Source organism: Actinomadura mexicana, from assembly GCF_900188105.1.
Lineage (GTDB): Bacteria > Actinomycetota > Actinomycetes > Streptosporangiales > Streptosporangiaceae > Spirillospora > Spirillospora mexicana.
In genome coordinates, this window is the sequence record NZ_FZNP01000021.1 from 89,323 (window position 1) to 103,038 (window position 13,716).

Sequence of the window (13,716 nt, forward strand, 5' to 3'; positions counted from 1 at the left end):
AGGCGCTTTTACTCCCGGGTACCGCTACTATGCGCTGCACGTTCACCTGATCACACCGGAGAGGCGAGGTAAGTGGCGGCGAAGGACCGCAAGAAGCAGCTCGCGCGGCAGCGCTACGAGCGCCAGCGGCAGCGGCAGGCGCAGGAGGCGGCGCGGGCGCGCCGACTCAAGATCATCACCGCCGCGGCGGTGGTGGCGGTCATCGTCGTCGGCGGCGCCGCGTTCATGGTGCTCACCAAGGACGACGAGTCCACCGCCGCCGGGCCCAAGTGCACCTACAAGGCGGCCCAGCAGGACGGTGCGCCCAAGGGCATCGGCACCCCCGCGGGCAAGCCCGCCTACACCGACATCGTCCAGACGACGATGAAGACCAACCAGGGCGACGTGGAGATGCAGCTGTACGGCGGCAAGGCGCCGTGCACGGTCAACTCCTTCACGTACCTGGCGCAGAAGAACTTCTTCGACAAGACCTCGTGCCACCGGATGACGAGCGGCGGGCTCAACGTCCTGCAGTGCGGCGACCCCACCGCGAAGGGCACCGGCGGGCCGGGCTACCAGTTCGCCAACGAGAACACCAATGGCGCCATGTACACCGAGGGCACGCTCGCCATGGCGCACAGCAGCCTTCCGGACTCCAACGGCAGCCAGTTCTTCATGGTCTACAAGGATTCGCAGCTCCCGCCGGACTACACGGTGTTCGGGAAGATCACCAAGGGGCTGGACGTGCTGAAGAAGATCGCGGACGCGGGCTCGGACCCGAAGGGCGACGGCAAGCCCAAGAAGAAGGTAGAGATCCAGGACGTCACGATCGCCGGGAAATAGGCGAACGGGATACTAAGGTGTGGAGGGTCCGGTCGCCGTGAGCGCGTCCGGACCCGCGATTCAGGAGGCAAGGGTGTCCAGCGCGACCGATCCCTGGGGCCGGGTGGACGAGGACGGCACCGTCTATGTCAGGACGGCCGACGGCGAGCGGATCGTCGGCTCCTGGCAGGCGGGCGCGCCCGAGGAGGCCCTGGCCTACTTCAAGCGCAAGTACGACGCGCTCGCCACCGAGATCGGCCTGCTCGAGCAGCGGGTCCGCACCACCGACCTGCAGCCGGCCCAGGCCCAGCAGGGCATCGACCGGCTGCGCGAGGCCGTCGCCGAGGCGCACGCCGTCGGTGACCTCGGCTCCCTCCTGCGCCGCCTGGACGGCCTGTCGGAGCAGGTCGGGCGGCGCCGCGAGGAGGTCAAGGCCCAGCGCGAGCAGCACCGGCACGAGGCCCGCGAGGTCAAGGAGCGGATCGTCGCCGAGGCCGAGCGCATCGCCGTCGAGGAGACGCACTGGAAGAACGGCGGCGAGCGCCTGCGCCTCCTGGTCGAGGAGTGGAAGGCGGCCGACCGCATCGACCGCCCCACCGAGACCGCGCTGTGGAAGCGGCTGTCGGCCGCCCGCAACGCCTTCACCAAGCGCCGCAAGGCCTACTTCGCCACCCTCGACGACCAGCGCGAGGAGGCCCGGCGGGAGAAGGAGCGCCTCGTCGCCGAGGCCGAGGCGATGTCGGGCTCCACCGACTGGGGCGACACCGCCGCCGCCTACCGCGACCTGATGCGCCGCTGGAAGCTCGCCGGGCGCGCCTCCCGGGACGCCGAGGAGGACCTGTGGGCCCGCTTCAAGGGCGCCCAGGACGCCTTCTTCCAGGCCCGCAGCGCGGTGTTCGCCGAGCGCGACGCCGAGTTCCGCGGCAACGCCGAGGAGAAGGAGAAGATCCTCGCCGAGGCCGAGCGGCTGCTCCCGGTGCGGGACGTCCGGCAGGCCCGCCAGTCCCTGCGCACGATCCAGGAGCGCTGGGAGGCCGCCGGGATGGTGCCGCGCGACCAGCGCGATCGCCTCGAAGGGCGGCTCCGCAAGATCGAGGAGGCCGTCCGCTCCGCCGAGGAGAACGAGTGGCGCCGCACCAACCCCGAGGCCCGCGCCCGCGCCGAGGCCACGGTGGGCCAGCTGCGCAGCTCCATCGAGCAGCTGGAGAAGCGGCTCGGCAAGGCCCGTGAGGCGGGCCGTCAGAAGGACGTCAAGGAGGCCGAGGAGGCCCTCAGCGCCCGTCGCGCCTGGCTCGAAGAGGCCGAGCGCACCCTCGCCGAGTTCTCCTGACCGCCCGCCGCCCTCAGGCCGTCCGGCCAAGGAAGGCGAGCATGCGCGTCTGCTCGTCCGCGCCGCGCGGGGCGGGCAGGGGCGGCGCCAGACGGCCCTCGGCCCGCAGTGAGCCGGCGACCACCTGGGCCGTGGCGAACGCGTGGTGGACGAGGTCCGGGTCGAGGCGCGACGGCTGGCCCGTCGCCCGGGCCAGGTCCCAGGCGTGCACCAGCGGCTCCAGGATGTAGGCCTCCAGGAAGTCGCCCAGCGGCAGCTCGCCCAGCCCGTCGAACGGGATGGGGCGGCCGAGCGCGTCGGGGGTGAGGGCCGCCGCGCACTCCTTGCGGGCCGTCCGCCAGCTCATCATGACGTCGCCCGCGACGAACCGCGCGGGGTCGGTGGTGACGTCCGGCTCGGGCTGTCCCGAGGCCAGTGCCCGGACCAGGAACTGGCCGCCGGTCACGTGGCCGGCGACCTCCCGGGCGGTCCATCCCGCGCAGGGCGACGGCGCGTCCCACCCGTCGCGGGGGACGCCGGCCACCAGGCCCTCGAAGAGGTCGAGGGCCCGGTGGTAGCCGCTGAGGTTGTGAGCCATGGTGGTCAGTGACGCGCGATCCGGCGGCGCTGTCAAGCGCTATCGCGAACCTCGCGGGGACCGGCTCACGCGGCGGGGGAGCCGCGCTGCCGGAGCATCGCGTTCATCTGCGTGATCTCAGCCTGCTGCCCTTCCACCATCGTGCGGGCCAGCCGCCGCACCCGGTCGTGCCCCGTGCGCTCCAGCGCCGCCCGCGCCATGCCCGCGCCGCCGCGGTGGTGCGCGATCATCAACTTCAGGAACAGCACCTCGGCGGCGCGGCCGGAGGCCTTCTCCAGATCGGCGAGCCGCCCGCGCGTCGCCATGCCCGGCATCGCGGCACCGCCGCCGCGGTGGCCGCCGTGCCCGGTCATCCAGCGCATGCGGCCGGACGGATCGGCCTTCGGCACGCCCCACTCGTCCAGCCAGGCCGTCATCATGCCGATCTGGGCGGACTGGGTGTTGATGATGTCGTAGGCCAGCAGCCGGGTCTCGGGATCGTCCGTGCGGTCCCTGACGATGAAGGACATCTGCACCGACTGGGCGTGGTGCACGCTCATGTCGCGGGCGAACCCGGCCTCGGGGCCGTCCGTGCCGGGCCGTTCCGAGCGGGAGACGGCGAGTGCGACCAGGACGGCGCCGGCCAGCAGGACCAGGGCCGCGAGGGTGACGCTGGCACGCCGCCCCCGCGGCGCCGCGGGGCTTTCGCTCACGGGGTGTCCTTGCCGCCGGTGCAGGCCGCGCCCGGCTCGGGGGTCTGCGGGCCCTTCACGAAGGCCCGCAGGAACCGGTCCACCCGCGGATCGGTGGCCTGCTGGAGCTTCACCTGCCGGCCCCATGCGGTGAGCGTGACCGGCGAGTCCTGGTCCGGGTAGGGGCTGAGCAGCGTGTAGTCGGTCGCGGCGACCTTGCCCTTGAGCACGTCGAGCTGGTCCGCGGGGAGGGTGGGCCGGTAGGTGATCCAGACGGCGCCGTGCTCCAGCGAGTGGACGGCGTGCTCGTTCAGCAGCGGCGCTTCGTAGACGCGGCCGTCGCAGTTCTGCCAGACGGGGTTGTGGTCGCCGCCCATCGGCGGATCGGTGTCGTACTCGACGCTGCCGCCGACGTGGCCGCGGCCGAGGCCGTCCTTGGTCACCAGGCCGCTGACGGAGGAGGAGCCGTCGGCGGACGACGACCTGGTCTGCATGAACGTGAAGCCGATGGCGACGACGGCCACCAGGCCGATCACGGCGAAGAACGCGATGCCTCCCCACGGGACCTCGCGCTGTGTCAGCGCGTTCTTCTTGGCGGTCTTGCCACGCGCGTTCTGGTTACTCGGGTTCTGGTTACGCGCGTGCTTGTTACGGGCGCTCTTGGACATGCCGGCGGCCTCTCCGGGTGCTGTAGGTCAGAACGGACAGGGCAGCGCCGCATCGGGCAATGGCGTGATGCGGGCTGTGCGAACGGCCGAAGGGCCGGTCCGTCTACAGCCGGAGAACCTGGAGGGAGGGCGAGGACGCGGGTACGAGCCGGGCCCCGGGCGGCGGGGCGAACATCCAGCCGAGACGGGCGGGCAGGCGCGAGACGGGCCGGCGCAGCACGGCGGCCAAGCCCAGCAGGACGAGGGTGAAAAGGACGGCCACGCACAGGCACCCGTCCACGGGGACGGGAGCGGGCACCTTCATCGGGGAGACGGCCGGCACGCCCTGTGCGGGGCCGTGAAAGCCGCGGAGCGGCGTGGCTCCGGTAGTCGGCTTCTCGTGGCCGGTGGACGCCGAGACGGCGCCGACGGGGACGCTCACGGCGTGCTGGGTGCACACGCGCGGCGGGGGCGCGTGGCCCAGCCCGTAGCTGAACACCAGCCCGCCCACGACGAACAGCGCCACGAGCAGCCCTGCCAGCCCGTGGCGTCGACGGGGGGCCGTACCGGACACCGTCACGCTCCTGGTCGCGTCTTCCGGGCTGTTCCAACGCCGCAGCCGTCCTCGGGGTTCCCGCCCGCCGGATGCGCGTGCGGGGACTGTGCTTGCGGGGACTGCGCGTGCGGGGACTGTGGAGCCGCCCGCGCGGACCTGCGGGACCGTCCGGGACCGTCCGCGCCGCGAGATAGTGTCGGAGCGTGACCAGCAGGGCGGAATCGGGCGAGCCGGAGGGCCTTTTCGACGCTCCGGACCGGGACGGGGCGGCCCCGGCGGACGTACGGGCGGAGCCGCCGGCGGCGCCCGCCCGGGGCGGCGCGGAGCAGCCCCTCGCCGTCCGCATGCGCCCCCGCGCCCTGGACGAGGTCGTCGGGCAGGGCCACCTGCTCGGGCCGGGCACGCCGATCCGGCAGCTCGTCGACCGGGACGTGCCGATGTCGCTCGTGCTGTGGGGGCCGCCGGGCACGGGCAAGACCACCCTCGCCACCGTCGTCAGCCACGCCACCTCCCGCCGCTTCGTGGAGGTCTCCGCGGTCAGCGACGGAGTCAAGCGCGTCCGCGCCGAGATCGACCTCGCGCGCCGGGAACTCGGCATGACGGGCCGGCAGACGGTCCTGTTCGTCGACGAGGTGCACCGCTTCAACAAGGCCCAGCAGGACGCCCTGCTGCCCGCCGTGGAGAACCGCTGGGTGTCCTTCATCGGCGCCACCACCGAGAACCCGTTCTTCTCCGTCATCAGTCCGCTGCTGTCGCGCTCGCTGCTGCTCACCCTGGAGCCGCTCGGCGAGGACGACCTGCGCGAGGTGGTCCGCCGCGCCCTCGCCGAGGAGCGCGGGCTGAACGGGGCGGTCACCCTCGACCCCGCCGCCGAGGACCACCTCATCCGGCTGGCCGGCGGCGACGCCCGCCGCACCCTCACCTACCTGGAGGCCGCCGCGCTCGTCGTCGACGACGGCGGGGCGATCGACGCGGACGTGCTGGAGAAGGCCGTCGACCGGGCCGCCGTCCGCTACGACCGCGAGGGCGACCAGCACTACGACGTCATCAGCGCGTTCATCAAGAGCATCCGCGGCAGCGACGTCGACGCGGCGCTGCACTACCTCGCCCGCATGATCGAGGCGGGCGAGGACGCCCGGTTCATCGCCCGGCGGCTGATCGTGCACGCCAGCGAGGACGTCGGCATGGCCGACCCGACCGCGCTGCAGACCGCGGTCGCCGCCGCGCAGGCGGTGGAGTTCGTCGGCCTGCCCGAAGCCCGCATCAACCTGGCCCAGGCGGTGATCCACCTCTCCCTCGCGCCGAAGTCCAACGCGGTGATCACGGCGGTGGACGGCGCGCTCGGCGACGTCCGCAAGGGGCTCGCCGGCCCCGTCCCGGGGCACCTGCGCGACGCCCACTACAAGGGCGCCGCGAAGATCGGGCACGGGCAGGGCTACAAGTACGCGCACGACCACCCCGGCGGCGTGGTCCGCCAGCAGTACGCGCCCGACGCGGTCCACGGACGGGAGTACTATCGCCCGACCAGGCACGGCGCGGAAGCCCGGTTCACCGAGGTGCTCGCGCGGATCCGCTCCGTCCTGCGCGGCGCCGCGGACCGGCGGTGATCGTTCTTCGCCGGCCGGTGCTCCCGCCATGCGGCCTGGTGGACCGGTAAGGTCTGTCAGGCCATGCCCGGCCCCGTGCCGACCTCACGTGAACGGAAAGCCCTGATGCTTACTGGTGGACAGCTAGCAGGCCTCATCGTGGCCGTGTTCTGGGCGGTGCTCGTCTCGTTCGTCGCGCTCACCCTGCTGAGGCTCTCCAGGCTGCTCGGCGAGGCCAGCGAGCTCGTCCGCGACATCGGCGAGCAGGCCGGCCCGCTGATGGAGGACATGACCCGGACGGTGAAGCGCGCCAACGAGCAGCTCGGCCGCACCGACGTCATCACCAGGCAGGTCGCCGGCGTCACCCAGAACGTCTCGGCCGTCACCACCGTGATGACCTCGGTGGTCGGCGGGCCGCTGGTGAAGGCCGCCGCCTTCTCCTACGGCGTCCGCAAGGCCCTCGGCAACCGCGACGGCGAGGAGCGCGCCGCGTCCGGACGTCCGGAGCTGCCGGCCCGTTCCCCGGGGAGGGGACGCAGATGAGGCGGCTGTTCTGGCTCTCCGTCGGCGCAGGCGCCGGCGTCTACGCCACGCACCGCGTCAAGCGGCGCGTGGAGCGTTTCGCGCGCGCCTGGTCGCCCGAGGGCGTCGCGGCACGGGCGGTGTCGACGGGGCAGGGCGCCGGCGAACGGTTGAGGCTTTTCGCCTCCGACGTCCGTACCGAGATGCGGGCCCGTGAGGAGGAGCTGCGCGAGGCCGTCCGCATGGACCAGGCCCCGCCGGACGGCGGGGGGCCGCAGGCCCGCCGCGTGCTCAAGGCGAGATACACGATCATCGAGAACGACAAGGATGGCCACTGATATGGAGTCGGCAGAGGTCGCACGCCGCTTCCTCGGATTCTTCGAGGAGCGCGGGCACACGGTGGTGCCCTCGGCCAGCCTGGTCGCCGAGGACCCGACCCTGCTTCTGGTCAACGCCGGCATGGTCCCCTTCAAGCCGTACTTCCTCGGCCAGCGCACCCCTCCGTCCCAGCGGATGACGAGCGCGCAGAAGTGCGTGCGCACGCCCGACATCGAGGAGGTCGGCAGGACCACCCGGCACGCCACCTTCTTCCAGATGCTGGGCAACTTCTCCATCGGCGACTACTTCAAGGAGCAGGCGATCCCGTTCGCCTGGGAGCTGCTGACCCGGTCGCGGGACGACGGCGGCTTCGGGTTCCCCGAGGACAAGCTGTGGGTCACCGTCTTCGAGGACGACGACGAGGCCCAGAACATCTGGCACGACAAGGTCGGCGTCCCCCTCGAACGCATCCAGCGGCGCGGCATGGAGGACAACTTCTGGTCGATGGGCGTGCCCGGCCCGTGCGGCCCCTGCTCGGAGATCTACTACGACCGCGGCCCCGAGTACGGCCGCGAGGGCGGACCGGTCGCCGACGAGGACCGCTACCTGGAGGTCTGGAACCTCGTCTTCATGCAGTTCGAGCGGGGCCCCGGGGAGAGCAAGACCGACTTCCCGATCCTCGGCGACCTGCCGGCCAAGAACATCGACACCGGCATGGGCCTGGAGCGCATGGCGGCGATCCTGCAGGGCGTCGACAACATCTACGAGACCGACACCCTCTGGCGGGTCCTCGACCGCGCCGCCGGGCTGACCGGCACCTCCTACGGCCGCGACCACCGCGCGGACGTGTCGCTGCGCGTCGTCGCCGACCACGTCCGCAGCGGCACGATGATGGTCGCCGACGGCATCCGCCCCGGCAACGAGGGCCGCGGCTACGTGCTGCGCCGCATCCTGCGCCGCTCCATCCGCAACCTGCGCCTGCTCGGCGGGCAGGACGCCGGGCTCATGCACGAGCTGACCTCCGTCGCGATCCAGGCGATGGGCGAGCAGTACCCGGAGCTGGTGCGCACCGCCGCGAACATCCACACCGTCATCGACGCCGAGGAGGACTCCTTCCTCCAGACGCTGCGCACCGGCACCGCGATCTTCGACACCGCCGTCGAGGACACCAGGCGCTCCGGCGGCGCGACCCTGGCGGGCGACCAGGCGTTCAAGCTGCACGACACCTACGGCTTCCCGATCGACCTCACCCTGGAGATGGCGTCCGAGCAGGGCCTCCAGGTGGACGAGGAGGGCTTCCGCCGGCTCATGAAGGAGCAGCGGGACCGCGCGAAGAAGGACGCCCGCGACAAGAAGACCGGCAACCTCGACGTGTCCGTCCTGGACGAGCTGCTCACCGGCGCCGGCGGCAGGGTCGACTTCACCGGCTACGGCAGCCTGGCCGGCGACGCCCGCCTCGTGGGGCTGCTGGTGAACGGCGCCAACGCGCCCGCCGCCGGGGAGGGCACCGAGGTCGAGGTCGTCCTCGACCGCACCCCGTTCTACGCCGAGGGCGGCGGCCAGCTCGCCGACCACGGCCTGATCCGGTTCGGCAACGGCGCCGTGGTCGAGGTGACCGACGTGCAGGCGCCCCTCGCGGGGCTCATCGTGCACCGCGGGCGGGTCCGCAGCGGCGAGGCGCAGGCCGGCGACTCCGCCCACGCCGAGGTCGACGTGGAGCGGCGCCGGGCGATCTCCCGCTCGCACACCGCGACCCACATGGTGCACGCCGGGTTCCGCCGCGCGCTCGGCGAGTCCGCCGCGCAGGCCGGGTCGGAGAACTCGCCCGGCCGGTTCCGGTTCGACTTCACCGCGTCCGGCGCCGTCCCCGCGAGCGTGCTGCGCGACGTCGAGGACGAGGTCAACGAGGTCCTGGTCGGCGACCTGGACGTGCGCGCCTTCCACACCTCGATCGACGAGGCCCGCGCGATGGGCGCGCTCGCGCTGTTCGGCGAGAAGTACGGCGACGAGGTCCGCGTCGTCGAGGTCGGCGACTACTCCCGCGAGCTGTGCGGCGGCACCCACGTCGCCCGCAGCGGGCAGCTCGGCCTGGTCAAGGTGCTGGGCGAGGCGTCCATCGGCGCCGGTGTCCGGCGCGTCGAGGCGCTCGTCGGCATCGACGCCTTCCGCTTCCTGGCCCGCGAGAGCGTCCTCGTGGCGCAGCTCGCCGAGCAGCTGAAGACCCGCAAGGAGGAGCTGCCCGAACGCGTCTCCGGCGTGGTCACCCGGCTCCGGGACGCCGAGAAGGAGCTGGAGAAGCTGCGCTCGCAGCAGGTCCTCGCGATCGCCGGATCCCTCGCCGAGGGCGCCAAGGACGTGGGCGGCACGGCGTTCGTGGGGCACCGCGCCCCCGACGGCACCGGCGCCGACGACCTGCGCAAGCTCGCCGTCGACATCCGCGGCCGCCTCACCGCGCGCCCCGCGGTCGTGATGGTCGCCGGCGTCCCGAAGGACCGTCCCGTCGTGGTCATCGCCGTCACCCCGGGCGCGCGCGACCGCGGCCTCAAGGCGGGCGCGCTCGTCGGCCTGGCCGCCAAGGCGCTCGGCGGAGGCGGCGGCGGCAAGGACGACCTGGCCCAGGGGGGCGGCGCCGACCCCGCCGCGATCGGCGATGCCCTCGCCGCCGTCGAGCAGGCAGCAGGGGCCGCGTGAGCCCGGCACGACGGGGCAGGAGAAGCGAGCCGCGCCACCGCCGGGCGGAGGCGCGGCCATGAGGCGCGGCGTCAGGCTCGGGGTCGATGCGGGAAGCGTGCGGGTCGGGGTCGCGCGGTGCGATCCCGGCGGGATCCTCGCCTCTCCCCTGGAGACGGTGAAGAGCGGCAAGGGCGACGTCGACCGGCTCGTGGACCTGGTCGCCGAGCACGAGGCGATCGAGGTCGTCGTCGGGCTGCCCACCTCGCTGTCGGGCCGGGAGGGGCCGGCGGCGCGGTCGGCGCGCACGTTCGCGGCCAGGCTCGCCAGCCGGCTTCCTGCGGAGACGGTCCGGCTGTACGACGAGCGGCTCACCACCGTGACCGCCGAGAACGGCCTGCGGGCCGGCGGCGTGCACGGCCAGGCGCGGCGCAAGGTCGTCGACCAGGCCGCCGCGGCGGTCCTGCTCCAGGCGGCCCTCGACGCCGAACGGTTGACCGGACGCCCCCCGGGCGAGATCGTCCAGGGGAGCTCATGAACGACTTGGACCTCTTCTCCGACCCGTACGGCGACGGGCCCCCGCCCGAGGAGACCCGCGGCCGGCGGGACCAGCGGCGCCGGCGCAAGCGCCAGAAGCGCCGCAGGCGCAGCGGGCGCGCCGCGGCGCTGTTCGCGATGGCGTTCCTCGTGGCCGTGTTCGGCACCGGCGGCGTCCTCGGGTTCGCGTGGCTCGACAACAAGTGGCACCCGCCGGACTACGAGGGCGAGGGCTCCGGCAAGGTCACCGTCCAGATCAGCGACGGCGCGACCGGGTCGGTGATCGGGACGACGCTGCAGCAGCACAAGGTCGTCAAGAGCTCGCAGGCGTTCGTGAAGACCTACAACAAGGAGACCCGCGCCTCCAGCATCCAGCCGGGCTTCTACCAGATGCGGCTGCAGATGTCCTCGGCCGCGGCGATGGCGCTGCTGCTGGACCCGAAGTCGCGGGCCGGGAACCAGGTCACGATCCCCGAGGGCCGGCGCGCCGTCGAGGTGTTCGAACTGCTGGCGAAGAAGACCGGGATCTCCGTCAAGGAGTTCCAGGCGGTGGCGAAGCGGCCGAAGGACCTCGGGCTGCCCGCCTACGCGCGGGGCAAGGTCGAGGGGTACCTGTACCCGGGACGCTACGACCTGGACCCGAACGGCTCGGCGGAGCAGATCCTCAAGGAGATGGTGGGGCGGTTCAACAAGGAGGCCGGAAGCGTCGACCTCGTCGCCGAGGCGCGCAAGGCGCACCTGAACCCGGCGACGGTCATCACGCTCGCCAGCCTGGTCCAGGCCGAGGGCGGCAAGCCCAGCGACCTGCCGAAGATCTCCCGGGTCATCTACAACCGGGTGGACAAGGGGATGAAGCTGCAGTTCGACACCACGGTGCTGTACGCGCTGAACGAGCGGCGGCTCACCGTCACCGAGAAGGACTTGCAGACCGAATCGCCCTACAACACCTACCTGCACGTGGGCCTGCCGCCCGGCCCGATCTCCAACCCCGGGCCGGACGCGATCGAGGCGGCGCTGGCCCCGGCGGAGGGGACCTGGCTGTACTTCATCGCCACCGACCCGACGAACAAGGTCACCAAGTTCGCCACGACGGAGCAGGAGCGGCTGGCGATCGAGAAGGAGTTCCGGGCCTGGCAGAAGGCGCACCCGGGCCAGTGACCGACGGGACGGGCCGCCGCGCGGCGGTGCTGGGGTCGCCGATCGCGCATTCGCTCTCGCCGGTGCTGCACCGGGCGGCGTACGCGGCGATGGGGCTGGACGACTGGTCCTACGACGCGGTCGAGTGCGGCGAGGGCGGTCTGGCCGTGCTGCTGGACGGGCTCGGGCCCGAGTGGGCGGGCCTGTCGCTGACCATGCCGCTCAAACGCGTCGCGCTCGGCCTCGTCGACACGGTCTCGGACCTCGCGGCGAAGGTCGGCGGCGCGAACACGATCGTCCTGCGGGACGGGCGGCGGCACGGGGACAACACCGACGTGTACGGCATCGAGGCGGCGCTCGCCGAGGCGGGGCTGAAGGCCCCGGCCGAGGCGCTGGTGCTGGGCGGCGGTGCGACGGCCGCGTCCGCGCTGGCCGCCCTCGCCGGGCTCGGCACGCGCGAGGCCGTCCTCGCGGTGCGGACGCCGGAGCGCGCCGCAGGCGCGGCCGGGGTGGGGGAGCGGTTCGGGCTCGCGGTCCGGGTCGTGCCGCTCGGTGAGGCGCCCGCGCACCTGCCCGCGGAGCTCGTCGTCTCGACCCTTCCCGGAGGGGCCGCCGACGTGTTCGCCGAGCCGGTCGCCGAGTCCGGCGCGGCCCTGTTCGACGTCGTCTACGCGCCGTGGCCCACGGCGCTCGCGGCGGCCGTCGACCGCGCGGGCGGCACGGCCGTCGGCGGTTTCGCGATGCTCCTGCACCAGGCCGTCCGGCAGGTGGCCCTGATGACCGGCCGTGACGACGTGCCGGTGGAGGCGATGCGCGCCGCGGGCGAGGCGGAGCTGGCCCGCCGCGCCTGACCCGCCTCAGGGCGGGGCGCGCTGGGCACGGCGCCGCTTCACCGACTCGTCGATGCTGGTGAGGAGGATGGGCAGGATCACGCTGAGCCAGAAGTCCTTCCAGCCCCACATGCCCGCGGCGACGCCGAGCGCGCTGCCGGCGCACACGAGGCTCAGCAGGAACGCCGCCCAGTGCCGCCGGGCCAGCCCGACCGGGTCGACGAGGCGGCGGTGCGGGAGGAGGTCGGCCAGCGGGCGCTCCCGTGCGTGGGCGCGCTGCACGACCATCGCGTCCGGCAGCCAGTGCAGGACGTCGGCGTTCCCGGCGAGCGGGGTCCGGGAGAGGGCGACCAGCGTCTCCAGCCGCCACCACAGGGTCCACAGCGACGTGCGGCCGCTGCCCGGGTAGCCGTTCCAGCGCGGGTCGGCGACCTCCCCGCGCACCAGCGTCCGGAACGCGCGGGCGACGGTCGGCCCGTGGGGTCCGCGCGGGTCCCGCAGCAGCGCGGTGAGCGCGATCGGCAGCCCGTAGTGCCACAGGGCGAGCCGCCACACCGGCTCCGGCCCGGTGCCGCGTTCCGCGACGGTGGGCGGCGAGACGCCGTAGGTCTCGATCCACGTGTGGTCGTCGTCGGGGTCGAAGTGCTCCAGCAGCCAGTCGTAGGCGTCCACCAGCCGCTCGGTCCTCAGGTCCGGGCGCGCCTCGGCCAGAGTCGCCAGCGCGAACGCGGTGTGCGTGACGGTGGGCCTGGACGCCTGCGTCGGGCCCCAGGCGGGACGGCGCGCGGTCCGGTCCGCCGTCAGCCACTCCACGCCGCGGTCGACGGCGGGGTCGTAGGGGTTGAGCTGGCTGAGCGCGCGGAGCGCCAGGCACGTCAGCCACACCCGGGACGGGCAGCCGTGCAGTGAGCCCCATCCGCCGTCGGGGTTCTGGTTGTACAGCAGCCACCGGTAGGCACGCTCCAGGTCGGGGGCGTCCTCGCGCAGGTCGCAGCGCGCGCGGCCGAGGAAGCGCGCGATCCAGCCGGTCGCCTCGACCACCGGCATGCCGAGGCTGGTCCTGGTGGCCCAGCCGCCGTCGCGCAGCGGGTCGTCGGACCGGGTCTGCCGGGCGGCGAGGAGTTCCAGGCCGTCGTCGAAGTGCTCGAACGCCCGCCCCGCCTCGGCGAACGCCATCAGCCCGAGAGCGGTGGCGGTGGTGCCGGGTTCCGGCCGCGCGAGCTCGTGGTACCAGCCTCCGCCGGCGCCGAGCGCGGGGGAGTAGGTGTCGCGCAGGACGTCCAATGACTCGTTCAGCCGGGCGTCGAGGACGGCCAGGTCGATGACCGGGTCGTCGGCGCCGCGGCGCCAGGCGGCGGAGCGGGCGACGCGGGGCGCGCGGGGCGCACGGGACGGGAGCGGGGGTGTCTGGTTCACGTTCTTGCCTTCTGCTCTTGTTATTCCCGGCGGGCCAGGGTTTGTACCTCGCGTGTTCCGCGTCTGTATCCGCCGCCGCACCGAGCGCGGGCACGCGGCACCGGGCACGCTGGAGGCA

At 73.4% G+C, this 13,716-nt stretch carries 14 protein-coding genes; 9 read left to right on the forward strand and 5 right to left on the reverse strand.

Annotated features, from left to right (window positions below):
• The first annotated feature begins 72 nt into the window (after positions 1 to 72).
• Both CHC11_RS35690 and CHC11_RS35695 read left to right on the forward strand, forming a co-directional pair.
• Complete coding sequence (locus CHC11_RS35690; protein WP_089316303.1) at positions 73 to 822, forward strand: peptidylprolyl isomerase; 750 nt, start codon at positions 73 to 75, stop codon at positions 820 to 822.
• A gap of 73 nt (positions 823 to 895) precedes the next feature.
• Positions 896 to 2,131 carry a DUF349 domain-containing protein gene (locus CHC11_RS35695; RefSeq protein ID WP_089316304.1) on the forward strand — a complete coding sequence of 412 codons (1,236 nt, stop codon included), beginning with the start codon at positions 896 to 898 and terminating at the stop codon, positions 2,129 to 2,131.
• A 13-nt stretch (positions 2,132 to 2,144) separates the two neighbouring features.
• Here the strand turns inward: CHC11_RS35695 and CHC11_RS35700 are convergent, their stop codons facing one another.
• The 4 genes from CHC11_RS35700 to CHC11_RS35715 all read right to left on the reverse strand — a co-directional run bounded on the left by CHC11_RS35700 (position 2,145) and on the right by CHC11_RS35715 (position 4,600).
• A complete protein-coding gene (locus CHC11_RS35700; RefSeq protein WP_089316305.1) occupies positions 2,145 to 2,708 on the reverse strand; it encodes a TIGR03086 family metal-binding protein in 564 nt (187 codons plus the stop codon).
• A gap of 65 nt (positions 2,709 to 2,773) precedes the next feature.
• Positions 2,774 to 3,400, reverse strand: coding sequence for a DUF305 domain-containing protein (locus CHC11_RS35705; protein WP_089316306.1), 627 nt, complete (start codon positions 3,398 to 3,400; stop codon positions 2,774 to 2,776).
• On the reverse strand, positions 3,397 to 4,047 hold the full coding sequence (locus CHC11_RS35710; protein ID WP_089316307.1) for a thioredoxin-like domain-containing protein: 651 nt from the start codon (positions 4,045 to 4,047) through the stop codon (positions 3,397 to 3,399). Before CHC11_RS35710 ends, CHC11_RS35705 begins: the two co-directional genes overlap by 4 nt.
• Positions 4,048 to 4,150: 103 nt before the next feature.
• Positions 4,151 to 4,600, reverse strand: a complete 450-nt coding sequence (locus CHC11_RS35715; RefSeq protein WP_143227434.1) for a hypothetical protein — start codon at positions 4,598 to 4,600, stop codon at positions 4,151 to 4,153.
• Between the two features lie 326 nt (positions 4,601 to 4,926).
• On the opposite strand from CHC11_RS35715, the gene CHC11_RS35720 reads away from it, so the two are divergent.
• The 7 genes from CHC11_RS35720 to CHC11_RS35750 all read left to right on the forward strand — a co-directional run bounded on the left by CHC11_RS35720 (position 4,927) and on the right by CHC11_RS35750 (position 12,203).
• Positions 4,927 to 6,189: a replication-associated recombination protein A gene (locus CHC11_RS35720; RefSeq protein ID WP_245920200.1), complete on the forward strand. Its 1,263-nt coding sequence runs from the start codon at positions 4,927 to 4,929 to the stop codon at positions 6,187 to 6,189.
• A gap of 138 nt (positions 6,190 to 6,327) precedes the next feature.
• Positions 6,328 to 6,711 (forward strand): DUF948 domain-containing protein, encoded by a 384-nt coding sequence (locus CHC11_RS35725; RefSeq protein WP_425427372.1) that lies wholly within the window; start codon positions 6,328 to 6,330, stop codon positions 6,709 to 6,711.
• Complete coding sequence (locus tag CHC11_RS35730) at positions 6,708 to 7,028, forward strand: hypothetical protein (protein WP_089316311.1); 321 nt, start codon at positions 6,708 to 6,710, stop codon at positions 7,026 to 7,028. The genes CHC11_RS35725 and CHC11_RS35730 overlap by 4 nt, the downstream gene beginning before the upstream one ends.
• Position 7,029: 1 nt before the next feature.
• Positions 7,030 to 9,699: an alanine--tRNA ligase gene (gene alaS, locus CHC11_RS35735; RefSeq protein WP_089316312.1), complete on the forward strand. Its 2,670-nt coding sequence runs from the start codon at positions 7,030 to 7,032 to the stop codon at positions 9,697 to 9,699.
• A gap of 58 nt (positions 9,700 to 9,757) precedes the next feature.
• Complete coding sequence (gene ruvX / locus CHC11_RS35740) at positions 9,758 to 10,216, forward strand: Holliday junction resolvase RuvX (RefSeq protein ID WP_089316313.1); 459 nt, start codon at positions 9,758 to 9,760, stop codon at positions 10,214 to 10,216.
• Positions 10,213 to 11,373, forward strand: coding sequence for an endolytic transglycosylase MltG (gene mltG, locus CHC11_RS35745; RefSeq protein WP_089316314.1), 1,161 nt, complete (start codon positions 10,213 to 10,215; stop codon positions 11,371 to 11,373). The genes ruvX and mltG overlap by 4 nt, the downstream gene beginning before the upstream one ends.
• Positions 11,370 to 12,203 (forward strand): shikimate dehydrogenase, encoded by an 834-nt coding sequence (locus CHC11_RS35750; RefSeq protein WP_089316315.1) that lies wholly within the window; start codon positions 11,370 to 11,372, stop codon positions 12,201 to 12,203. Before mltG ends, CHC11_RS35750 begins: the two co-directional genes overlap by 4 nt.
• Before the next feature lie 6 nt (positions 12,204 to 12,209).
• Here CHC11_RS35750 and CHC11_RS35755 read toward each other — a convergent pair whose 3' ends face one another.
• Positions 12,210 to 13,598 carry a prenyltransferase/squalene oxidase repeat-containing protein gene (locus tag CHC11_RS35755; protein WP_089316316.1) on the reverse strand — a complete coding sequence of 463 codons (1,389 nt, stop codon included), beginning with the start codon at positions 13,596 to 13,598 and terminating at the stop codon, positions 12,210 to 12,212.
• Between the last annotated feature and the right edge of the window lie 118 nt (positions 13,599 to 13,716).